The following is a 21,867-nucleotide window of genomic DNA, read 5'->3' on the forward strand; positions in this document are numbered from 1 at the left end:
GCCCGGGGGCACCCGCCCCGGGCCCTTTGCTCTACGCTCACTACCACTTGACCGTCACCGGGCACTCCGCGAGGAGGAGGCCGACATTACCGCCGCGACCGTTACGGAACCCGCAGTAGAGCTCACCGGGATCACCAAGAGGTTCCCGGGAGTCGTCGCCAACAGCGACATCCACCTCCGCGTCGCCAAAGGGCACATCCATGCCATCGTCGGCGAGAACGGCGCGGGGAAGTCCACGCTGATGAAGATCCTGTACGGGATGCAGCGCCCCGACGAGGGTGATATCCGCGTCGAGGGGAAGCCCGTGGGCTTCCACACCCCCGCCGACGCGATCGACGCGGGCATCGGCATGGTCCACCAGCACTTCATGCTGGCCGACAACCTGACCGTGCTGGAGAACGTGGTCCTGGGCAGCGAGCCGCGCCGCGGCGGCGTCGCTCTCGACTTCGGCGCCGCGCGGAAGAAGATCAAGGAGATCTCCGACGCGTACGGGCTGGGCGTGCGGCCCGACGTGCCGGTCGAGGACCTGGGGGTCGGCGACCGCCAGCGGGTGGAGATCCTGAAGGTGCTCTACCGGGGCGCCCGCATCCTGATCCTGGACGAGCCGACCGCCGTGCTCGTGCCCCACGAGGTCGAGGAACTGTTCGACAACCTGCGCGGACTGGTCCGCGAGGGGCTGACGATCCTGTTCATCTCCCACAAGCTGGACGAGGTCCTGCGGGTCGCCGACGAGATCACCGTCATCCGGCGCGGGACCACCGTGGCGACCGTGGACCCCCAAGAGGTGACCTCCCGCAAACTCGCCGAGCTCATGGTCGGCAGCGAGCTGCCCAGCCCCGAGACCCGCGAGTCGACCGTCACCGACGTCGTCGCCCTGTCCGTACGCGAACTGACCGTGCGCACCGGCGACGGGCGGCCGGTGGTCGAGAACGTGAGCTTCGACATCCGCAAGGGTGAGGTGCTCGGCATCGCGGGCGTCGAGGGCAACGGCCAGGCGGAACTGGTCGAGGCGATCATGGGCATGCGCCCGTGTGAGGTCGCCACGCTCACCCTCGGCGGCGCCGACATCTCCCGGTGGCCGACCCTGAAGCGGCGCGCGGGCGGCATCGGCTACATCCCCGAGGACCGCCACCGGCACGGCCTGCTGCTGGAGTCGCCGCTCTGGGAGAACCGCATCCTCGGCCACCAGACCCGCAAGCCCAACATCAAGGGCCCGTGGATCGACCGCGCCGGCGCGCGGGCCGACACCCGGCGCATCGTCGAGGAGTACGACGTGCGCACCCCCGGCATCGACGTGGACGCGGCCACGCTGTCCGGCGGCAACCAGCAGAAGCTGATCGTCGGGCGGGAGATGAGCGGCGACCCCGTGCTGCTGATCGCCAGCCACCCCACCCGGGGCGTGGACATCGGCGCGCAGGCGGCGATCTGGGACCACCTGCGCACCGCGCGCGCCGCGGGTCTGGCCGTGCTGCTGATCTCCGCGGACCTCGACGAGCTGATCGGCCTGTCCGACACGCTCAAGGTGATCCTGCGCGGCAGGATCGTCGCCGACGTCGATCCCGCGAACGTGACCCCCGAGCAACTGGGCTCGGCGATGACCGGCGCCGGGGAGGGCGTATGAACGGGTTCGTCGACCGGCTGCTCGGCCGGGTGCGGCTGGGCGGCTGGCTCGCCGTCGCCGCGCCGGTCATCGCGGTCGTCTTCGCGGTGCTGATCACCTCGGTGGTCCTGCTCATCGCGGGCAAGGATCCGGTCGAGGCCTTCACCACACTCGCGGACTACGGCACCCAGCCGCGGTCGATGGCCATGACTCTCAACACCGGGGTCATGTACTACATCTCCGCGCTCGCGGTGGCCGTCGGCTTCCGGATGAACCTCTTCAACATCGGCGTGGACGGCCAGTACCGCCTCGCGGCCGTGGTCGCCGCCGCGGTCGGCGGCGCCGCCGTGGTCCCCGGCGTGCTCAACATCGTCCTCGTGGTGGTCTCCGCGGTGGTCGTCGGCGCCCTGTGGGCCGCGATCGCCGGGCTGCTGCGGGTCTACCGGGGCGTGAGCGAGGTCATCTCGACCATCATGCTGAACGCGATCGCCACCGGCCTTGGTTCTTGGCTGGTCAGCGAGCACTTCGGCGTGCTGACCGGCAACGACCTCGGCACCCGGCCGATTCCCGACGACGCGCACATGCCGGGCATCCCGCTCATCGCGGGCACGCCGGTGCTGGTCAACGGGTTCATCGTGGTCGCGGTCCTGCTCGGCGTCGCGTACTGGGTCGTGCTCAACCGCACCCGGTTCGGCTTCGAGCTGCGGGCGACCGGCAAGTCCGAGTCCGCGGCGGTGGCCAGCGGCGTCAGCGTGAAGAAGATGATCGTCGTCACGATGGTCATTTCGGGAGCGGTCGCCGGTCTGATCGGCATGCCGGAGCTGCTCGGCGCCTCCTACAAGTACAGCAACAACTTCCCGACCGACCTCGGCTTCACCGGAATCGCGATCGCCCTGCTCGGGCGCAACAACCCGGTCGGCATGGCGATCGGCGCACTGCTGTGGAGCTTCCTGTACAACTCCTCCAACCAGCTTCAGCTGCTCGACATCCCCAAGGAGATCGTTCAGATCATGCAGGGCGTCGTCGTGCTCTCCGTGATCATCGCGTACGAGCTGGTCCACCGGTACCGGATGGTGGCGGAACAGCGCCGGGTCGGCCGCCAGCTCGCCGCGCCGCAGGAGGCGCCGAAGACAGAGGCGGCGGCATGAGCGAGCGAAGCGAGCGAGACGGTGAACGCGGCGGGCCGGACGTAATCGAGGAGACGGCATGACGGCGACGGATCTCCCGGTCGACCGCCCGGTCGAGACGCCCCCGGCGCGTCGCTTCCGGCTGTCGGCGCCGGTCCTTCTGCTCGGCCTGGCCGGGCTGGTGGTGCTGCTGTCGGTCGCGCGGCTGGTGACCGGGGCGAACGACATCACCTCGGCGGGCACGGTCAGCGCCGCGCTCGGTCTCGCCGTGCCGATCGGGCTCGCCGGTCTCGGCGGTCTGTGGTCGGAGCGGGCCGGCGTGGTCAACATCGGCCTCGAGGGCATGATGGTGCTCGGCACCTGGTTCGGCGCCTGGGGCGCCCTCCAGTTCCACAGCCCCTGGGCGGGCGTGGTCGCCGGGGCCGTCGGCGGGGCGCTGGGCGCGGTGATCCACGCCGTCGCCACCGTGACCTTCGGCGTCGACCACATCATCTCCGGCGTGGCGATCAACATCGTCGGCGTCGGCTTCACCCAGTACCTGTCCCAGCTCGTCTTCGACGGCATGCCGGGCGGCGGGACGAAGAACTCGCCGCCGCTGCCCAAGATGGGCACGGTGAGCCTGGGCTTCCTCGACGACCCGCTGCGGACCGTCGAGGCCAAGCACTGGTTCGTGCTGTCGGACTTCGCGGGCGTGCTGCGGGGCATCACCCAGGGCGTGTCGTGGTTCACGATCCTGGCGATCCTGCTGGTCCCGCTGTCGTTCTACATCCTGTGGCGCACGCCGTTCGGCCTGCGTCTGCGGGCGTGCGGCGAGCGTCCGGTCGCGGCGGAGTCGCTGGGCGTCAACGTCTACCTGTACAAATGGGCCGCCGTGATCATCTCCGGCGTGCTCGCCGGGCTCGGCGGCGCGTTCCTGTCGATCGTGGCGGCGGGGATCTACCGGGACGGGCAGACGGGCGGCCGCGGGTACATCGGCCTGGCCGCCATGATCTTCGGCAACTGGCGTCCGGGCGGGCTCGCCGGAGGCGCGGCGCTGTTCGGCTACACCGACGCCCTCCAGCTCCGCCAGGGCGGCATCTCGGTGCACGCGCTGCTGCTGGTCGTCGCGCTGCTGCTCGCCGCCGTGGCGGTCTACCAGCTCGTACGGCAGCGGCGCGGGGTCGCGGCCCTGCTCACCGGGGTCGTGGCGATCGCGGTGTTCGCGGTGTTCGCGGTGACGGACACCGTGCCGGAGCAGTTCACCTCGTTCACCCCCCACCTGACCACGCTGCTGGTGCTGTCGCTGGCCTCGCAGCGGCTGCGCATGCCGGCGGCGGACGGCGTCCCGTATCGAAGGGGGCAGGCGAAATGAGCATCGACTGGGAGGCGCTGCGGGTCGCGGCCCGCGAGGCCATGACCCACGCGTACGCGCCGTACTCGAAGTTTCCCGTGGGGGCGGCGGCGCTCGTCGACGACGGCCGGATCGTGACCGGCTGCAACGTGGAGAACGCGTCGTACGGCGTGGGCCTGTGCGCCGAGTGCGGGCTCGTCTCGGCGCTGCACGCGAGCGGCGGCGGCAGGCTGGTGGCCTTCACCTGTGTGGACGGCCACGGCGAGCTGCTGATGCCGTGCGGCCGCTGCCGCCAGCTGCTGTTCGAGCACGGCGGGCGGGATCTGCTGGTGGAGACGCCCGACGGGCCGATGCGGATGGCCGATTTCCTGCCGTTCGCCTTCGGACCCGACGATCTGTCGAGATAGGGGACAAGCGTGGGGTTCGACGCGATCGAGGTCATCATCGCCAAGCGTGACCGCGGTGAGCTGTCGACCGCCCAGATCGACTGGGTGATCGACGCGTACACGCGGGGCGAGGTGGCCGACGAGCAGATGTCGGCGCTGCTGATGGCGATCCTGCTCAACGGCATGGACCGCAGGGAGATCGCGGACTGGACCCAGGCCATGATCAGGTCGGGGGAGCGGATGGACTGGTCCGCCCTCGACCGGCCCACCGCCGACAAGCACTCCACCGGAGGGGTCGGTGACAAGATCACCCTGCCGCTGGCCCCGCTCGTCGCCGCCTGCGGCGCGTACGTGCCGCAGCTGTCCGGGCGGGGCCTCGGGCACACCGGCGGCACGCTGGACAAGCTGGAGTCGATCCCCGGCTGGCGGGCGTCGCTGTCGAACGACGAGATGCTCGCCGTGATCCGCTCGGCCGGGGCGGTCGTGTGCGCGGCGGGCGCGGGCCTCGCCCCGGCCGACAAGAAGCTCTACGCGCTGCGCGACGTCACCGGCACGGTCGAGTCGATCCCGCTGATCGCCTCCTCGATCATGTCCAAGAAGATCGCCGAGGGCACGGGGTCGCTCGTGCTCGACGTGAAGGCCGGCTCGGGCGCGTTCATGAAGAACGTGGACGACGCGCGCGAGCTGGCCCGGACGATGGTCGAGCTCGGCACCGACGCCGGGGTGCGCACGGTGGCCCTGCTGACCGCCATGGACCGGCCGCTGGGCCTGAAGGTGGGCAACGCGCTGGAGGTCGAGGAGGCCGTCGAGGTGCTCGCCGGCGGCGGCCCCGCCGACGTGACCGAGCTCACCGTACGGCTGGCACGGGAGATGCTGGAGGCCGCCGGGGTGCCGGGCGCCAAGGATCCCGAGGAGGCGCTGAAGGACGGCTCGGCGATGGACGCCTGGCGGCGCATGATCGCCGCTCAGGGCGGCGACCCGGACGCGCCGCTGCCGAAGGCCGCCGAGTCGGCCGTGGTCACCGCTCCCGCCTCGGGCACGCTGCGGACGCTCGACGCGCTCAAGGTCGGCCTGGCGGCCTGGCGGCTCGGGGCCGGGCGGGCCCGCAAGGAGGACCCGGTGTCGGCGGGCGCGGGCGTCGTCCTGCACGCCAAGCCGGGCGACGCCGTACGCGAGGGTGCGCCGCTGATGACCCTGTACGCCGACGAGGCCGGCCGGTTCGACCGGGCTCTCCAGGCGATCGAGGGGGCGTACGAGATCGGCGAGGACGGCGGCGCGGACCTGCTGCCGCTGGTCATCGACCGCCTGACGGCCTGAGCGTTCCTCCGGGCCCTTCCCCGGCGGTGCGGGCCTCGGCGTCGCTCGCCGCGAGGGCGTCGCCGAGGGGCGTGCGGTAGTACAGGACCGACCGGCCCGCCCTGCGGCGCCGTACGAGACCGGCGTCGAGGAGCACCCTGAGGTGGCGGCCCACCGATCCCAGCCCTTGGCCGGTCAGCGCCACGAGGTGGGTCGTGCTCTTGGGAGCGGCGAGCAGCACGAGCACCCGCGCCCTGGCCGGGCCGAGCAGCCGGCCGAGCGCCTCCGGCGCCGGCGCGCGGTCCGGCTCGGCCAGTGTGCCCGAGCAGGGGTAGACCAGGGCGTAGTGCCGGCCCGAGGTCCAGGCGGTCCAGGCCTGGCGGTGGGTGACCGGGACGAACATCAGCCTGGCCCCGCCGATCCGCCTCGGCGGGTAGTCGTAGGTGTTGATCTGCAGCCGGTTGCCGCCGAGCCAGCGCATCCCCTTGCGCATGTCGTTCAGCGCGGCGGCCCAGCCGCCCTGGCTCAGATGGCCGACGCGGGCGACGACGTCGGCCTCCATGATCCGCCGACGGCGCGGCCAGTCGGGCAGCACGGTCCGCGTCCACACCCACTCCAGCAGACCCGCCGCGCGTTCGGGCAGGTCGTAACGGCGCAGCGCCGTGGGCAACGGGCTGCGCAGCGCCACCTCGATGTCCGCGTGCGCGATCTCGGGCGGGGTCGCGCGGACGCGGGACAGTTCCTCCTCGAACGCCGGGTCGCCCTCGCCGGTCGGGGCGGGCGTGAGGAAGTCGGCGGTCCAGCTGCGTCCCCGCGCGGCCTTCAGCAGCAGCGCCGTGATCGGGTCGCCGGCCAGGCGGGCCCGGTAGGCGGGCAGATGCTCGTCGAGCCACTCCCGCTCGCCCGGATGCGCCCCCGACGCCTTCTCCAGCGTCCAGAGGCAGGCGGTGGCCTCGGCCAGCGGGGAGATCACGAACCGGCTCTCCGCGAGAGTGTCGGCGTTGACCAGCCACCAGCCCATGTTTCGCCTCCCCGCGAAACATTACCGGCGGCCCGTGAAGGTGATCGACGCTCACGTCATGCGCACGTATCGGGAACTGTTCCGCACCCCCGAATTCACGCCGTTGTTCACCGTGGCGTCCGCGCAGGTGGCTGCCTCGACCGTGAGCGGCCTGGCGCTCGGCACGCTCGTGTACGGGACGACACGGTCGCCGCTGCTGTCGGCCCTGAGCATGTTCGGCGCGTCCTTCGCACAGGTGCTCGGGGCGACGGTGCTGCTGTCGGCCGCCGACCGGCTGCCTCCGCGCGCGGCGATGACAGGTCTGGCACTGGTCTTCTGGGCCGGCACGGTCGTGCTCGCCCTGCCCGGCCTGCCGCTGTGGGCGCTGTTCGCCGTCGTCCTCGGCATGGGGCTCGCCGCGTCCCTCGGCGGCGGGGTCCGGTTCGGGCTGCTCAACGAGATCCTGCCCAAGGACGGCTACCTGCTCGGCCGATCGGTGCTCAGCATGTCGGTCGGTGTGCAGCAGATCATCGGATTCGGCGCCGGAGGTGCGCTCATGACCGCGCTGTCCCCGCGCGGCACCCTGCTCGCCGCGGCGGGGCTGTACCTCGTCGCCGCAGTCGTCGCCCGGTGGGGACTGTCAGCGCGCCCGCCCCGCGCCCAGGGACGGCCCTCGCCCGCGCAGACCTGGCGGACCAACCGCACGCTCTGGTCGTCGGTGGTGCGCCGCCGCCTGTACCTGGCTCTCTGGGTGCCGAACGGCCTGATCGTCGGGTGCGAGTCGTTGTACGTGGCCTACGACGCCTCGCACGCGGGGCTGTTGTTCGCCTGCGCCGCCGCCGGAATGCTCGCAGGCGACACGCTGATGGGGCGGTTCGTCCCCAAGCGGTGGCGCGAGCGGCTGAGCGCTCCGCTGCGCCTGCTGCTCGCCGTGCCGTACCTCGTCTTCCTCCTCCACCCGTCCCTGCCGGTCGCGGTGGCCGCCGTCGTCCTCGCCTCGGCCGGATACTCGGCCGGCCTGCTGCTCCAGGAACGCCTCATGGCCGTCACTCCGGAGGAGATGAGCGGGCAGGCGCTCGGGCTGCAGTCGTCGGGCGTGCTCACCATGCAGGGGGTGGGCGCCGCGATCGCGGGGGCGGTGGCCCAGTTCACCTCGGCCGCGGCCGCCATGGGCGTGATGGCGGTGGCCTCCGTCGCGGTCACCCTCGCGCTGGCGCCCGGCCTGCGGGCCGATGCGGCCGTGGAGGTCCGCTCCTGCGCGCCCGCCGGCAGGGCGGCGTGATCGGTCGTACGAGAACGTATGTCAGGGTGGTCGCGCCGTACCGGACCGGCCGGACGCGCAGAGGGGAGAACCGTGTCCGATCATCGAGGCATCCGGCATGTCGAGATCGGCGTCGCCGACCTGGCCCGCTCGCTCGGCTTCTACCGCGACCTGCTGGATCTCACCCCGGTGGACGGCCCGGCCGGGGGACCGGGCGTCGCATGGCTGCCGGCGGGGCCCGTGCTGCTCAAGCTGGTCGAGACGGGCGACGGCGATCTCGGCGGCTGGGTGAACGACGACCTCCAGCGCGGCATCCGGCACATCGGCTTCAAGGTCGGCGACGTCGACCTGCGGGCGGAGCGCGTGCGCGACGCCGGCGTGCCCTTCACGCTGCCACCGCTCGACGCGGTCGGCGGCGTGCGCATCGCGTTCTTCCAGGACCCGGACGGCACCCATCTGGAGATCACCGACAACTACCTCCGGTATCACCGGGTCGCCTCGCCCGAGCCGGCCGAGCGGGAACGGCTGGCCGCCCTGGCCAGGCCGCGTACGGCGCCGCCGGTCTTCGACCACGTGGCGGTCACGTCCGCCGATCTCGGCACGGCGCTGGCCTTCTACCGGGACACGCTCGGCTACGAGGTGATCGGCCAGATAACGCAGGACCAGGATCCCCGCGGCTTCCTGATCACGTATCTGCTGGCCGGGGACGCGGTTCTGGAGGTGTTCACGTTCACCGCTCCGACGACCGCGAGCCCGTGGACCCCCGATCCGTGCCGGAAGGGTTTCCGGCACATCGCGGTCGCCGTCGAGAACCCGGAGAAAGAGGCCGCGCGGCTGGTGGCCGCCGGGGCACGGGTCGCGGCGGACGGCCTGCTCGTCGACCCCGACGGCGTTCCCCTGCGCCCCTCCTGACCGCCCGGCGCTCGTCGATCAGGCGGGGCGGGGCGCGTCGTCCGGGACGGGAGGCGCGTAACCGGCGTTGACGAGGTGCGGGAACAGGTGCGCGGACAGGACGGCCCGATGGGTGGGGATCGCCTCCGCGTGCCGCCGCCGGCCTTCCTCGGTTACGTGGACGAACACGCCGCGCCTGTCCGCCTCGCACATGGCGCGGGCCACCAGCCCTTCGCGTTCCAGCCGGGCGATGAGGCGCGACAGCGCGCTCTGGCTCAGGTGGACCTGGCCGGCGAGCTCCTGAACGCGGAACTTGGCCGCCCCCGGCTCCGCGCACGGCGACTGCGCCTCCACCAGGCGCTCCAGCACCTCGAACTCGCTCACACCGAGCCCGTGCCTGTCGCTCAGCTCCCGCTCCAGCGCACACGACACCTCGGCGTACCGGGCGAGCAGTTCGCGCCAGGCCATCACCACGAAGCCGGTGTCGGTGTCGTTCACGTGAGACCGCCTTTCTCCGCGCGACCATACCATGCGTACGCAATAGATGCAAACGCATTAATTGCTTGTGCATTGAATGCATGTGCATGTAACTTCCCTTGCCATGACTTCCTCCACTCAGGACGAGCGCTGGGGGGCCCGCCTGTGGGGTGCTCTCACCGTCCTCTGCGCCGTCGTGTTCCTCGACGCCCTCGATGTGTCGATGGTCGGGGTGGCGCTCCCGTCCATCCAGGCTGATCTCGGGATGTCCACCTCGTCACTCCAGTGGGTGGTGAGCGGCTACGTGCTGGGGTACGGCGGTCTGCTGCTGCTCGGGGGCCGGACCGCCGACCTGCTCGGGCGCCGCCGGGTGTTCCTGTCCGCACTGGCCGTCTTCGCGGTCGCCTCGCTGCTCGGCGGGCTGATGAGCGACGGGACGCTGCTGATCGCGGCCCGCTTCGTGAAGGGCGTCAGCGCCGCGTTCACCGCGCCCGCCGCGCTGTCCATCATCACCACGACCTTCGCCGAGGGCCCCGCCCGCAACCGGGCCCTGAGCATCTTCACCGCCTGCGGCGCCAGCGGATTCTCACTCGGGCTGGTCCTGTCCGGCCTGCTCACCGAGATCGGCTGGCGCTGGACGTTCTTCATGCCGGTGCCTGTCGCGATCATCGCGCTGGCCGCCGGGGCGCGGCTCCTCGATCGGGGCGAGGAGCGCGGCGAGGGCGGCCACGACCTCCTCGGCGCCGCGACCATCACGGCGGCCATGCTGCTCCTGGTCTTCGCCGTGGTGGAGGCGCCCAAGGTGAGCGTGGTGCGCACCGTGCTGTCGCTCGCCGGGGCCGCCGCCCTGATCGGGCTGTTCGTCTGGCTGGAGCGCCGGGTCCGGCACCCGCTGGTCCGGCTCGGCATCCTGCGCTCCGCGCCGCTCGTCCGGGCCAACATCGGCCTGGTCATCCTGTTCGGGTCGTACGTCGGCTTCCAGTTCGTGGCGATGCAGTACTTCCAGAACCTGCTGGGCTGGAGCGCGTTGCAGACCGCACTCGCGTTCCTGCCGGCGGGGCTGCTGGTCGCGGTCACCTCCACCACGATGGGCGGGTTCGCCGACCGCTTCGGCACCGCGCGGCTGATCGTGGTGGGCTCGGTGGCGCTGCTCGCGGGATACGGGGTGTTCCTGCGGGTGGACCTCCACCCCGGCCTGCTCACGATGGTGCTGCCGGGCATGGTGCTGCTCGGCGTCGCGTTCGCGCTGTCGTTCCCGTCGCTCAACATCCAGGCGACCGCCGGAGTCGACGACGAGGAGCAGGGGCTCGCCTCGGGCCTGCTGAACACCTCCGGCCAGGTCGGCGGAGCAGTGGTGCTGGCGATCGTCACCGCCGTCCTGACCTCGGGGGCGGACGGCGGCGACCCGATCGCCCGATTCCGTGCCGCGATCGTGGTCTCGGCCGGGTTCGCCCTTGTCGGCCTGGCCGTCGCCCTCAGTGGGCTCCGGTTCAGGCGGCAGCCGGTCGAGGCGCGGGAGGAACCGGTGCTGGAGATGGTCTGACCCGTCCACCGGTTCGGAGGGGCGTCCCGGTCACCGGGGCGCCCCTTTTCCACGGTCCGCGCGGCGCGGGGACGCGAGTCAGCGCAGCGCGCCGGGCACCCAGAGGGCGGGCACGCCGCCCGCCTCGTCCAGAGCGATCGGCCGGGCGGCCCCGGTGCGCACGTCGACGGCGTGGACCGAGTATTCCTCTCCCTCGTCCTCGTCGTCGCCGGGCCGCTCCGCCTCGACGATCACCTCGTGCTCGCTCGCCCAGCCGCGAACGGCGGCGACGCGCGCGCCCGCCGGAAGGGCCGCCTCACGCCGGGTGAGCACCCGGCCGGTGGCGGTGTCGAGGGTGGCCAGCAGGCCGTGGTCGTCCTCGCGGGGGTGGGCGCGCTCGCCCGCGACGGCGAGGGCGTGTCCGTCCGGGGAGACCGCGACGCCGGACTCGAACAGCGCCGGGTCGATCGGCGTACGGCTCAGTGTGCGCCCGTCCGGCCGCACCCGCAGCAGGACGGTGGTGGTGAGGCGGCCGGGAGCCACGTCGGTGTCCCACGTGGCCGTGCCCGTCACCGTGCCGTCGTCCCCGACCGCCAGGATCCGCATCCGCCGCGGCAGCGTCGAGACCCGATAACTGGTGAGGCTCTGCACCCGGGGTGAGGGCGCCTGCGCGGCCGAGCCGAAGTCGGCGGCCATCCACCGCCCTCCGGGTGAGATGACCAGATGGGCGTCCTCCGGCGACGCGTCCTCGCCGAGCGGGAGCATCCCGCTTCTCTCCGCCCGGGCGCGACGCCGGTCGAGGACCATGAAGTCGGACGACGTCTCGCTGTAGTAGGCCATGCGGTTGCCGTCCCCGCTGACGGCCACAAGGGGCTGCCACCCGTCGCCGAGCTCGCGGGTCACGTCCGCCAGCCGCCACTGCTCACCGGCGGCTGTCACCACCCGCCAATGGTCGCAGCCGTTGTCCGCGTACTCCTCGGCGACCGGGTCCCAGTCGTCCCTCGTGCAAAACCCCCGGTAGGCGAAGCGCACGGGGTCGGGCAGGGAGGCGGGCAGCGGGCCGGGGATCGTCGCGCTCGCGTCCGGGGAACCGGGGGCTCCGGGGGTGCCGCCGTCCGCTGCCCGCCCCACGCGCCCGGCCAGGCCCGCCGCGGCGAAGGCGAGGGGGACGACGACCAGGGCGGTGAGCGTGACGCTCATGCCGGTGACCAGGGCACGGCGCCGTGTCCCGTGCCGCCGGCCGGCCCGCGCGGCCTCGGCGGCGAGCGGGAGGGGGTCGAGCGCGGGCATCGCCGCGGACAGGGCGGCCAGTTCCCTGCGCAGCGCGGCTTCCCACGGATCGTCGTCCCGTTCGTCCGCGCCGGTGTTCCCCGACGAGGGGGCGGGTGCCGACGGGGCCGTGTGCGGCACGGGCGTGGCGTGGTACGGCGCGGTATGGCCCGGGGCTTCGGAGGCCTGCCCCGCCTCGTAGGGCGGGGGCCAGGGGACGTGGGAGGGGGCGGCCGCCTCCGACGGCGGGGCCCAGGAGGTCGGCGAGGGCCCGGCGGCCTGCGACGACGAGATCCAGGCGCTGGGCGAGGAGAGGGCTGTCTCCGACGGTGCCGGCCACGAGGCCGGCGAAGGGCCCGTCGCCGCGCCGCCGGTGCCGCCGCCCGCGTCCCCGGTCCCAGGGGCCGGCGCCGTCCCGGCGACGAACGAGGCGGGAAGGCGATTGCGCAGTTCGGCGACGGCGAGCACGGTCTCGGTCTTGGCCGGTGTCGCGTCCATGCGGCACAGGCCGGCCGCCTGCCAGGTGGAGTGCCCGTCATGGAAGCAGGCCACGACCAGGGCGCGCCGGTGCGGCGTCAGCCCGGTCAGCGCATCCAGGAGAGCCGCCGCGTCCGTGCCGGGACTGAAGACCGGATGCGCGTCGTGCCCGCGGGCGGCCCGGGGGGTTCGCGGACGCTTCGGGTGGGCCCGGCTCAGGTAGGCCCGGTAGAGCGCCTCACGGGCGGCATGGACGGGGAACGACCAGCGTACGGCGCTCCACTTGGCCGCGACGGCCGAGAGCGCGGTCACCACGAGAGTGCGGGCGGCCGCCGGGTCTCCCGTCAGCGACAGGGCCGTACGCGCGAGCGGCTGGGCCTGGTCGGCGGCGAAGGCGTCGAAGCCCGGCAGATCTCTCACCACGGCTCCCCGTCCGCGCGGCGACGGGTACCGCGTCGTGTCTGGTTCACGTATCACCCCGGCCCTGCGGTCCCTCCCGCCTCCGCAGCCGCTCAAGCCTAGTGCGGATGCGGGCAAATGACAGGATTTCGGGGAACGACTGACAGACTGGTCGGCATGGTCAGGAGGATCGACGGCCCCACCCGCATCCCGGTGCCGGGCGGCAAGGTCATTGACGAGTACGTCGGCCGCGTCAACAGCGGCGACGAGCAGGTCTCCATCGCGCGCATGGTGGCCCCGCCCGGCTGGGAGGAGCCCGCGCAGACCCCGGAGTTCGCCGAGTACACGCTCGTGCTCAAGGGGTCGGTCGTCGTGGAGCACGAGGGCGGCACGACCGTGATCGAGGCGGGCCAGGCGTTCGTCAGCGAGCCCGGCGAGAAGATCCGCTACAGCTCCGGGCCGTCCGGCGCGGAGTACGTGGCCGTCTGCCTGCCCGCGTTCTCCCCGGATACCGCCAATCGCGAGGAGTGAGAATCGGCAGGTCTCGGCGATCCGAAGCCGTTCCGTCCCTGGCTAGGATTGCCGGACGGACGACCGTGGGGAGGAGGGTGGCATGAGTAAGCTGCCCGATTTGGAGGAGATTCGCAGGGCGCCCAAGGTGCTCCTGCACGACCATCTCGACGGCGGGCTGCGTCCCGCGACGATCGTCGACCTCGCCCGCGAATGCGGCCACACGCTGCCCACGTACGACCCCGGTGAGCTGGGGGCCTGGTTCAGGGACGCCGCGGACTCGGGTTCGCTGGAGCGCTACCTGGAGACGTTCTCGCACACCGTCGGGGTGATGCAGACGCGCGAGGCGCTGGTCAGGGTGGCCGCGGAGTGCGCCGAGGACCTGGCGGACGACGGCGTGATGTACGCGGAGGTGCGGTACGCGCCGGAGCAGCACACCTCCCGGGGCCTGTCGCTGGACCAGGTCGTGGAGGCCGTGCTGGAGGGCTTCCGGCTCGGCTCGGCCGGGCCCGACGGCCGCCCGCGGATCAGGGTGGGCACGCTGCTGACGGCCATGCGCCACCAGGCCCGCTCGATGGAGATCGCCGAGCTCGCCGTACGCTACCGGGACCTCGGCGTGGTGGGGTTCGACATCGCCGGCGCCGAGGCCGGTTACCCGCCCACCCGGCACCTGGACGCGTTCGAGTACCTCCAGCGGGAGAACGCCCACTTCACGATCCACGCGGGGGAGGGCTTCGGCCTGCCCTCGATCTGGCAGGCCATCCAGTGGTGCGGCGCCGACCGCCTGGGCCACGGCGTGCGGATCATCGACGACATCAGGGTGTCGGACGACGGCGAGGCCAAGCTCGGCAGGCTGGCGGCCTACGTCCGCGACAAGCGGATCCCGCTGGAGATGTGCCCGACGTCGAACCTGCAGACCGGGGCCGCCCCGTCGATCGCCGAGCATCCGATCGGCCTGCTGCGGCGCCTCTACTTCCGGGTGACGGTCAACACCGACAACCGGTTGATGAGCGGGACGAGCGTGTCGCAGGAGTTCGCCAAGCTGGTGGACGCCTTCGGCTACGACTGGGACGACCTGCAGTGGTTCACGGTCAACGCGATGAAGTCGGCCTTCATCCCCTTCGACGAACGGCTCGCGCTGATCAACGGCGTCATCAAGCCCGGTTACGCGCAGATGAAGTGGCGCGCATGAAACCTCAGGTCTACCGGTCGAGGCTGGCCTGGATCTGCGGCTGGGCCTGGATGCTGTTCGCCGCCTGGAACGTGTGGGACCTGGTCGCCCACGGGAGCATCCCCAGCGCGCTGATCGCGGGCGCGGTGCTGGGCGTCATCACGGCGCTGGTCTTCGTGATGGCGCTGCGGCCCGCCATCGTGGCCGAGGAGGGCGGCGTCCGCGTGCGCAACGTGCTGAGGAACGCCTACGTCCCCTGGAGCGGCGTGGACGACGTGTCCGTGGCCAGTGCCATCGTGATCGAGTCCGGGGGCACCACCGTACGCTGCTGGACGCCCCAGGCGACGGCCCGTGAGCGGGCCAGGGCCGCCGGGCGGGCCGCCAAGGCGGCCAAGTCGGCGAACCGGGCCGAACGGGCGGCGGCCGAGGCCGTCGGCGCCCGCACCCACGCCGACTGGGTGGCCGCCCAGCTCACCGAGATGAGCCGGTCCCGCCGGGAGAACTCCTCCGGTGAGACCCGCGTCACCTGGTCTCCGTCCGCCCTAGCGGCCGTCGCCGCCGCGCTCGCCCTGGTCGCGGCCGCCTTCGTCGTCTCCTGACCTCGGAGACGGACCCGGCGGCTCCGGGGTGGTCACCGTCTGCCGAAGGGGTCTGAGTGCGTCTGGCGCGAGTGATCGTCGTCGTTGTGCTCGCCGCGCTCGCGAGCGTCTACGTGGTCGCCGGTGCGCCGATCGCGCTGGCGGTGTTCGGCGTGCAGGTCCTCTACCTGCTGAAGGTCAGGACGTGGTGGCTGCTCGCCGCGCAGGCCGTCCTCGTCTACTCGGCGAGCGTCGCCGGCGGGGTCTCCACCGGGATCCTCGGCTTCCTGGCCGGATCGCTGCTGCTGACCAGTGCCCATCGTGATACCGCGCGCGTGCTCGCGCCGCTCGTGGTGGTGAGCGCGGCGCTGATCGACGCCGCCCGCGGCGGGGCGACGGCCGACGCGACGATCACCGTGGTGCTGGTCTCGCTGGTCGTCTTCGGCCTCACCCGGCTCGTGGAGCGCGCGGGCGAGATGCACGCCGCCCGGCTCTCGCTGGCCGCCGCGGCCGTGGCCGCCGAGCGGCTGCGCCTCGCCGCCGAGCTGAACGACGGCCTCGGGCGGAGCCTCGAGGTGATCGTCGAGGGCGGTCGCCGCGCGCTCGCGGAGCCGCACGGCGCGGCCGAGGTGCTGGCCTCGGTGACGGCCACCGCGCGCGCGGCGCTGACCGACGCCCGCGCCGCCTCCGCGAACTACCGCGCGACCTCCCTCGCTCCCGAGCTGGTCACGGCGCGGGCGATGCTCGACGCCGCGGGAATCGCCGTCGAGGTGCGCGGCGGCCACACCGAGCCCCTCGGCCCCGGCGGGGCGCTGCTGGCGGGTGTGCTGCGGGAGGCCGTCACCGACGTCGTACGGCGGGGCACCGCCCGGCTGTGCGTCATCGAGACGGGCGAGCAGGGAGACGAGCGGGGAGACAGGGTGCGGCTGCGCGTCGTCGACGACGGCCACCGCACCGCCGAGGGCGCGGACTTCGACGGCCTCCGGCTGGAGGAGGCGGGCGGCACCCTCGCCACCGGTCTGACCCCCGCCGGGCACTTCGTGGTTGAGGCGACCCTTCCCCGCGGGCCGTCGGCGGAGACGGCGTCCGGCGAGGCGGGCACCGGCGCCGGTGCGGGGGAGAGCCAGGCGGGCGGAAGGCGGCGGTGGCTTCTGCCGGAGCCCGCGCACGACACGTCGTACGCGGTGTCGGTCACGGTGTCGGTCACGGTGCTCGCGGCCGTCCTCGTGGGCTTCAGCGTCAAGGCGCTGCTCCAGCTCCCCGGCGCCCTCGTGCTCCCGGCCGCGGCGTGCCTCGCCGTGATCGTCGTCATGCAGCTCCGCTCCGTCGACGGGCGTCACATGGTGGCGCTGGCGGTGATGGCGGTGCTCACGTACGCGCCCATCCCGGTGTTCGGACCCGTATGGCTCGGAGTGGCGGGCTTCCTCGCCGGGCCGGTCCTGCTCGCGTTCCCCTGGCGGGTGGCGTGGCCGGCGGCGGCGGCGATCGTGGCGAGCGTCGCCGGGGCCGGGACGCTGTTCGGCCTGCCCGCTTCCGTCCTCGCCAACAGCACGATCAGCGCGCTCGTCACCGGGCTCGTGGTCTACGCCCTGCTCCGCCTGGCCCAGATCGTGAAAGAGCTCCAGGCCGCGAGGGAGAGCCTGGCCCGCTCCGCGATCGTCGAGGAGCGTCTGCGCGCCGCCCGTGACCTGCACGACCTGCTCGGGCACTCCCTGGCCGCGATCCTCCTCACCTGCGAGCTGGCCCGTCGCCTGCGGAGCCCTCGGGAGCGGATCGAGGAGATCGTCGCCATGGCGGAGGGCGCGCGGGCGGACCTGCGCTCGGTGTCGGGGGAGCAGCGGGAGCTGTCCCTGGCGGCCGAGGTGGAGTCGGCGCGCACGGTGCTGTCGGCCGCCGGGATCCGGGTGACCGTGGAGCCGATCGAGCCGGACCTGCCCGCCGAGGTCGAGACCGTGCTGGGCACCGTGCTCAGGGAGGCCGTGACGAACGTGCTCAGGCACAGCGAGGCCCGCCACTGCGCGATCACGATGCGAGCCGACGAGAGCGGGCTGCGGCTGCGGGTGCGCAACGACGGAGTACGCCCGGGGAACACCAGGCGCGGGTCGTCCGGCATCGGCAACCTGACCACCCGCCTCGCCGCCCTGGACGGCCGGCTGACCTCGCACGTGGACGGCGACCGGTTCACGCTCGACGCCTGCGTGCCGCATCCCGCCCCGGCGCCCGCGCGAGTCTAGATCCAGCCGGCTTCGGTGGCGATGCGCACGGCGTCGGTCCGGTTGCGGGCGTTGAGCTTGGTGACGATCCCGGTGAGGTAGTTGCGCACGGTGCCCGCGGCCAGGTGGAGCCGCGCGGCGATGTCCGCGGCGTCCGCGCCGGAGGCCGCCAGGCGGAGCACGTCCGCCTCGCGCGGGGTGAGCGGGTTGTCCGACAGGTCCCAGGCGGTGACCGCGAGCGAGGGGTCGAGCACCCGCTCGCCGGCCGCGACCTTGCGGATGGCGGCCACGAGTTCGTCCGGCGGCGCCGTCTTCAGCACGTATCCGGCCACACCGGCGCCGAGGGCACGGCGCAGGTGCCCCGGCTTGCCGTACGCGGTCAGCATCAGGGCGCGGCAGGCGGGCAGACGCGTGCGGAGCTCGGCCGCGGCCGCCAGGCCGTCCAGTCCGCCGGGCATGTCGATGTCGAGGACGGCGACGTCGGGGCGGTGGACCAGCGCGGCGGCCAGGGCGGCCTCTCCGGACTCCACGGTCGCGACGACTTCCAGGTCCTCCTCCAGCCCGAGCAGGGCCGCCAGGGCGCTCCTGATGACGTGCTGGTCCTCGGCAAGGAGTACGCGAATCACGCGGATATGTCTACCAGTGTCCGGATCATGACGAGGTCATGGTCACGAGGTGAGGCCGTCTCTGGGAAGCGGCACCGCTGATCAGCAGGCTTGAGCACATGACAGAGGTGCTCCGCCTTGACGCGGTGAGCAAGGTGTATGGGAAGGGACAGGGCGCGGTGGCGGCCCTGCGCGAGGTCTCGGTGAACATCCCCGGCGGGAGCTTCACCGCGGTGATGGGACCGTCGGGTTCGGGCAAGAGCACGTTCCTGCACTGCGCGGCGGGGCTGGACACGCCCTCCTCCGGCTCGGTGCGGCTGGGCGGCACCGAACTGTCCGGCATGGACGAGACCCGGTTGACGGAGCTGCGCAGGCAGCGGATCGGTTTCGTGTTCCAGGCGTTCAACCTGGTCTCGTCCCTGACCGTGCTGGAGAACATCACGCTGCCGATGCGGCTGGCGGGTGCGCGGGCCGACCGGGGGTGGCTCGAGGAGATCGTCGGGCGGGTGGGGCTGACCGGCCGCACCGGGCACCGCCCCGCCCAGCTGTCCGGCGGGCAGCAGCAGCGGGTGGCCATCGCCAGGGCGCTGGTGACCCGGCCGCAGGTGGTCTTCGGCGACGAGCCGACCGGCGCACTCGACACGATGACCGCCGGTGACGTGCTCCGGCTGCTGCGGGAGGTGGTGGACGGCCTCGGCCAGACCGTGGTGATGGTCACCCACGACCCGGTGGCCGCCTCCTACGCCGACACCGTCCTGTTCCTCGCCGACGGCCGGATCGTGGACGCGATGGCCGCGCCGAGCTCCGAGAGGGTCGCCGAGCGCATGACCAGGATGGGGGCGTACGCGGCATGATCACGGGACTCGCCCTGAAGACCCTGCGGCACCGCAGGGCGGCGTTCGCGGGGGCGTTCGTGGCGCTGGTGTGCGCCGCCGCGCTGGTCTGCGCGTGCCTGATGCTGCTGGAGACCGGCCTGCGGGGCGGGGTCGCCCCGGAGCGCTACGCGGGGGCGCCGCTGATCGTCGCCGGCGACCAGAACGTCCACGAGACCGTGACCAAGTCCTCCGGGAAGGTCAAGACGAAGGCCAAGCCACTGTCGGAGCGGGTCTGGATCCCCGAGGCGACGGCAGCGAGACTGCGCGGCCTGCCCGGCGTCTCGAAGGTGCTGACCGAGGTCACGTTCCCCGTGAACGGGCACGCTGTCGGGCACGGGTGGGAGTCCGCGGGGCTCACGCCGTTCGCCATCGCACAGGGACGCCCGCCGCGCGCGGACGGCGAGGTGGTCGTGGACGCCCGCTCCGGTTCATCCGTGGGTGCGGCTCTCGACGTCCGGGGGAAGGCCTACCGGGTCGTGGGGGTCACCGCGCAGGCCCTGCCGAGCCAGGACACGGTGTTCTTCTCGACGGCCGAGGCCCGGCGGCTGGCCGGGCGCCCGGGGCTGGTGACCGCGATCGGCGTGTTCCCCCGCGTGGATGTCTCACCGGTGCTGACCGATCGTCTCGTGGCCTACACCGGGGACGGGCGCGGCACGGTGGAGTTCCTCGACGCGGAGCGGGCGCGGGTGCGGCTGATCAGCCTGGGCGGCGCGCTGGGCGGCACGTCCCTGCTGGTGGCGATCCTCGTCGTGACCGGCACCGCCGCCCTCGCGGTCCAGCAACGGCGGCGTGAGATCGCCCTCCTCCGCGCGGTCGCCGCCACGCCCGGTCAGGTGCGCACGCTACTGGGCGGCGAGGCGCTGCTGGTCGGTCTGGCGGCCGGTGTCATCGGATCGGCCGCCGGCATCGGCCTCGGGTTCTGGCTGCACGGCCGGTTCGTCGAGCTGGGCGCCTTGCCGGCGAACCTGCGCCTGGTGGTCAGCCCGTTCCCGGCCGCGGCCGCCCTGCCGGCCACCGTGGCGGCGGCCTGGGCCGCGACCCGGCTCTCGGTGCGCCGCACCGCGCGGATCCGCCCGGTGGAGGCGCTCGGCGAGGCCGCCATGGGCGGGGGCCTGCCCCTCGGCCGGTCGATTGCGGGCGTCCTGTGCGTCGCCGGCGGGATCACGCTGACGCTGGTGCTGTCGGGACTCGAGACCGAGGCGGCGTCGAGCCCCGTGACGATGCTGACCGCGCTCGTCTGGACGGTGGCCTTCACCCTGCTCGGACCGGTGCTCGCCCGCGCCGCGACCGTCCTGCTCGGCGTCGCGCTGCGTGCCTCCCGCGCCGGATATCTGGCGGCGCGCAACCTGCGGACGGGCCCGGGGCGGATGGCCTCCGTGATGGCGCCGCTGACCCTTCTGGTGGCCATGACCTGCACCATCCTGTTCACCCAGACGACGATGGGGCACGCGTCGGCCGCGCAGGCCGCCGCCGGCACCCACGCCGACTACGCGGTGAGCGGCACGACGGCCGATGCGGTGCGCCGTGTGCCGGGCGTGAAGGCCGTCACCTCGGTGGTGCGCACCTCCGTGCGCGTCGGGCTGGACAAGTACGGCGCGCAGGGCGTCGACGGCGGCGATCGGCCGATCGGGCAGGCCGTGGACCTCGGCGTCGTGTCCGGCTCGCTCGACGGGTTCGGCGCCCGGTCGGCCGCGCTGAGCGAGTCGGCCGCCACCAGGCTCGGGCTGTCGGTCGGTGAGACGCTCAAGCTCACCCTGGGCGACGGCACCCCGGCGGAGCTGAAGGTGGTGGCGATCTACTCCCGCGGCCTCGGCTTCGGCGACCTGACCCTGCCGTACGCGCTGATCGCAGACCATGTCGACGATCCCTCGGGCACCCTGCTCGTCGAGGCCCCCTCGGTCCCGCGTGCGGTCCTGGCGGCCGTGGCGCCGGTGGTGACGCCGGCGGAGGGGACCGGGACGCAGACCCCGAACGCCGAGGTCAACTATGTGGCGATGGGCCTGATCATCGCGTTCAGCGCGATCGCGGTGGTCAACACGCTGGCCATGTCCACCATGGACCGGTCGCGGGAGCTGGCCCTGCTCCGCCTGGTCGGCGCGACCCGGCGGCAGGTGCTGCGCATGCTCCGCCTGGAGACCCTGACCGCGCTGGTCGTCTCCGTGCTCGCCGGGACCGGCATCGCGCTGGTCACGCTGTCGGCCTTCAGCAGGGGGATGACCGGGTCGGCCCTGCCGTACGTCCCCCCGGCCGGCTACGCGCTGGTGATCGCCGCCGTGGCCGCGCTCGCCCTGGTCGCCACGAGCCTGCCCGCGCGTCTCGCCCTGCGCGCCCGCCCGGCCGAGACCATCGGCGCCCGCCAGTGAACCCTCTTCCCCCGGTAACCTCCACGGCTGGAATCATGATGGGAGCGGACGCCGCGGCGGTCCGCCGCACCTTCCTGGACCTCGCCGAGCGCCTGGACCGCGCCCCCATCCCGTGGCCGGGCGCCAACCCGGTGCGGCTCGACGGCGCGGTCCTGCGCGAGACGATGCTGAACGCGCTGTATTCCGACACGTTGTTCCCCGCCCTGGCCGGGGCTCATGCGGGCGGCGCTCGGCCCGGGTCCCCTCCCGGTGCCCTCCACCGCCCCGGACGAGGCGCCGGTGCGGGTCACGGCGAAGGGGCCGTCCAACGTCCTGCTCGTGCAGAACCTGCGCGACCCGGCGACGCCGTACAGCGGCGCCCCGCGGATGCGCGAGGCACTCGGGAGCCGGGCGCGCGTGGTCGCCGTCGACTCGGGCGGGCACGGTCCTACCTGATCAACGGCAACGCCCGCGGTGACGGCGTCGTCACCGCGTTCCTGGTCACCGGCGAGCGGCGGCGCGGGACATCGTCTGCGGG

General features: G+C 73.1%; 19 protein-coding genes. 15 read left to right on the top strand and 4 right to left on the bottom strand.

The genetic code is table 11. The features are described 5' to 3' along the window. Positions 1-85 precede the first annotated feature (85 nt). From HHX30_RS28560 to HHX30_RS28580, 5 genes are read left to right on the top strand one after another with little or no spacing between them, the layout of a single operon-like run. Complete coding sequence (locus HHX30_RS28560) at positions 86-1,621, top strand: ABC transporter ATP-binding protein (protein ID WP_169985471.1); 1,536 nt, start codon at positions 86-88, stop codon at positions 1,619-1,621. After that, positions 1,618-2,748, top strand: a complete 1,131-nt coding sequence (locus HHX30_RS28565) for an ABC transporter permease (RefSeq protein ID WP_169985395.1) — start codon at positions 1,618-1,620, stop codon at positions 2,746-2,748. Before HHX30_RS28560 ends, HHX30_RS28565 begins: the two co-directional genes overlap by 4 nt. 58 nt (positions 2,749-2,806) lie before the next feature. Continuing rightward, positions 2,807-4,078, top strand: coding sequence for an ABC transporter permease (locus HHX30_RS28570; protein ID WP_169985397.1), 1,272 nt, complete (start codon positions 2,807-2,809; stop codon positions 4,076-4,078). Continuing rightward, on the top strand, positions 4,075-4,464 hold the full coding sequence (locus HHX30_RS28575) for a cytidine deaminase (RefSeq protein ID WP_169985399.1): 390 nt from the start codon (positions 4,075-4,077) through the stop codon (positions 4,462-4,464). Before HHX30_RS28570 ends, HHX30_RS28575 begins: the two co-directional genes overlap by 4 nt. A 9-nt stretch (positions 4,465-4,473) precedes the next feature. Beyond that, the gene (locus tag HHX30_RS28580) at positions 4,474-5,760 is read left to right on the top strand and encodes a thymidine phosphorylase (RefSeq protein WP_169985401.1); all 1,287 of its coding nucleotides are present in this window, start codon (positions 4,474-4,476) and stop codon (positions 5,758-5,760) included. Here the strand turns inward: HHX30_RS28580 and HHX30_RS28585 are convergent. Further along, entirely contained in the window at positions 5,738-6,760 is a 1,023-nt protein-coding gene (locus HHX30_RS28585; protein WP_169985403.1) for a helix-turn-helix transcriptional regulator, read from the bottom strand. The genes HHX30_RS28580 and HHX30_RS28585 overlap by 23 nt on opposite strands. 58 nt (positions 6,761-6,818) lie before the next feature. Between HHX30_RS28585 and HHX30_RS28590 the strand changes: the two genes are divergently transcribed. Together HHX30_RS28590 and HHX30_RS28595 are read left to right on the top strand one after the other, a co-directional pair. Then, entirely contained in the window at positions 6,819-8,021 is a 1,203-nt protein-coding gene (locus HHX30_RS28590; RefSeq protein WP_169985404.1) for an MFS transporter, read from the top strand. A gap of 72 nt (positions 8,022-8,093) precedes the next feature. Then, positions 8,094-8,912 (top strand): VOC family protein, encoded by an 819-nt coding sequence (locus HHX30_RS28595; RefSeq protein WP_169985406.1) that lies wholly within the window; start codon positions 8,094-8,096, stop codon positions 8,910-8,912. Between the two features lie 18 nt (positions 8,913-8,930). On the opposite strand, the gene HHX30_RS28600 is transcribed toward HHX30_RS28595, so the two are convergent. Next, positions 8,931-9,389: a MarR family transcriptional regulator gene (locus tag HHX30_RS28600; RefSeq protein ID WP_311922897.1), complete on the bottom strand. Its 459-nt coding sequence runs from the start codon at positions 9,387-9,389 to the stop codon at positions 8,931-8,933. A gap of 103 nt (positions 9,390-9,492) precedes the next feature. Between HHX30_RS28600 and HHX30_RS28605 the strand changes: the two genes are divergently transcribed. Next, positions 9,493-10,911, top strand: coding sequence for an MFS transporter (locus HHX30_RS28605; protein ID WP_249350536.1), 1,419 nt, complete (start codon positions 9,493-9,495; stop codon positions 10,909-10,911). A 78-nt stretch (positions 10,912-10,989) separates the two neighbouring features. On the opposite strand, the gene HHX30_RS28610 is transcribed toward HHX30_RS28605, so the two are convergent. Next, complete coding sequence (locus HHX30_RS28610; protein WP_169985413.1) at positions 10,990-13,056, bottom strand: hypothetical protein; 2,067 nt, start codon at positions 13,054-13,056, stop codon at positions 10,990-10,992. Positions 13,057-13,212: 156 nt separating this feature from the next. On the opposite strand from HHX30_RS28610, the gene HHX30_RS28615 reads away from it, so the two are divergent. The 4 genes from HHX30_RS28615 (at position 13,213) to HHX30_RS28630 (ending at position 17,528) form a co-directional block, all read left to right on the top strand. After that, positions 13,213-13,566, top strand: coding sequence for a cupin (locus tag HHX30_RS28615; protein ID WP_169985415.1), 354 nt, complete (start codon positions 13,213-13,215; stop codon positions 13,564-13,566). 82 nt (positions 13,567-13,648) lie between these two features. Beyond that, a complete protein-coding gene (locus tag HHX30_RS28620) occupies positions 13,649-14,737 on the top strand; it encodes an adenosine deaminase (RefSeq protein ID WP_169985417.1) in 1,089 nt (362 codons plus the stop codon). After that, positions 14,734-15,315 (top strand): PH domain-containing protein, encoded by a 582-nt coding sequence (locus HHX30_RS28625; protein WP_169985419.1) that lies wholly within the window; start codon positions 14,734-14,736, stop codon positions 15,313-15,315. The genes HHX30_RS28620 and HHX30_RS28625 overlap by 4 nt, the downstream gene beginning before the upstream one ends. Positions 15,316-15,371: 56 nt before the next feature. Next, positions 15,372-17,528 (top strand): histidine kinase, encoded by a 2,157-nt coding sequence (locus HHX30_RS28630; RefSeq protein ID WP_211592644.1) that lies wholly within the window; start codon positions 15,372-15,374, stop codon positions 17,526-17,528. Here HHX30_RS28630 and HHX30_RS28635 read toward each other — a convergent pair. Next, positions 17,525-18,133, bottom strand: coding sequence for a DNA-binding response regulator (locus HHX30_RS28635; protein WP_169985421.1), 609 nt, complete (start codon positions 18,131-18,133; stop codon positions 17,525-17,527). The two genes, HHX30_RS28630 and HHX30_RS28635, sit on opposite strands and share 4 nt — an antisense overlap. A gap of 98 nt (positions 18,134-18,231) precedes the next feature. On the opposite strand from HHX30_RS28635, the gene HHX30_RS28640 reads away from it, so the two are divergent. The 3 genes from HHX30_RS28640 to HHX30_RS28650 all read left to right on the top strand — a co-directional run bounded on the left by HHX30_RS28640 (position 18,232) and on the right by HHX30_RS28650 (position 21,785). Further along, positions 18,232-18,966, top strand: a complete 735-nt coding sequence (locus HHX30_RS28640) for an ABC transporter ATP-binding protein (protein ID WP_169985423.1) — start codon at positions 18,232-18,234, stop codon at positions 18,964-18,966. Next, positions 18,963-21,350 (top strand): ABC transporter permease, encoded by a 2,388-nt coding sequence (locus tag HHX30_RS28645; RefSeq protein WP_169985425.1) that lies wholly within the window; start codon positions 18,963-18,965, stop codon positions 21,348-21,350. The genes HHX30_RS28640 and HHX30_RS28645 overlap by 4 nt, the downstream gene beginning before the upstream one ends. 249 nt (positions 21,351-21,599) lie before the next feature. Further along, positions 21,600-21,785, top strand: coding sequence for an alpha/beta hydrolase (locus HHX30_RS28650; protein WP_311922898.1), 186 nt, complete (start codon positions 21,600-21,602; stop codon positions 21,783-21,785). Positions 21,786-21,867: the final 82 nt, after the last annotated feature.

This window comes from Microbispora sp. H10836, from assembly GCF_012999525.1.
Lineage (GTDB): Bacteria > Actinomycetota > Actinomycetes > Streptosporangiales > Streptosporangiaceae > Microbispora.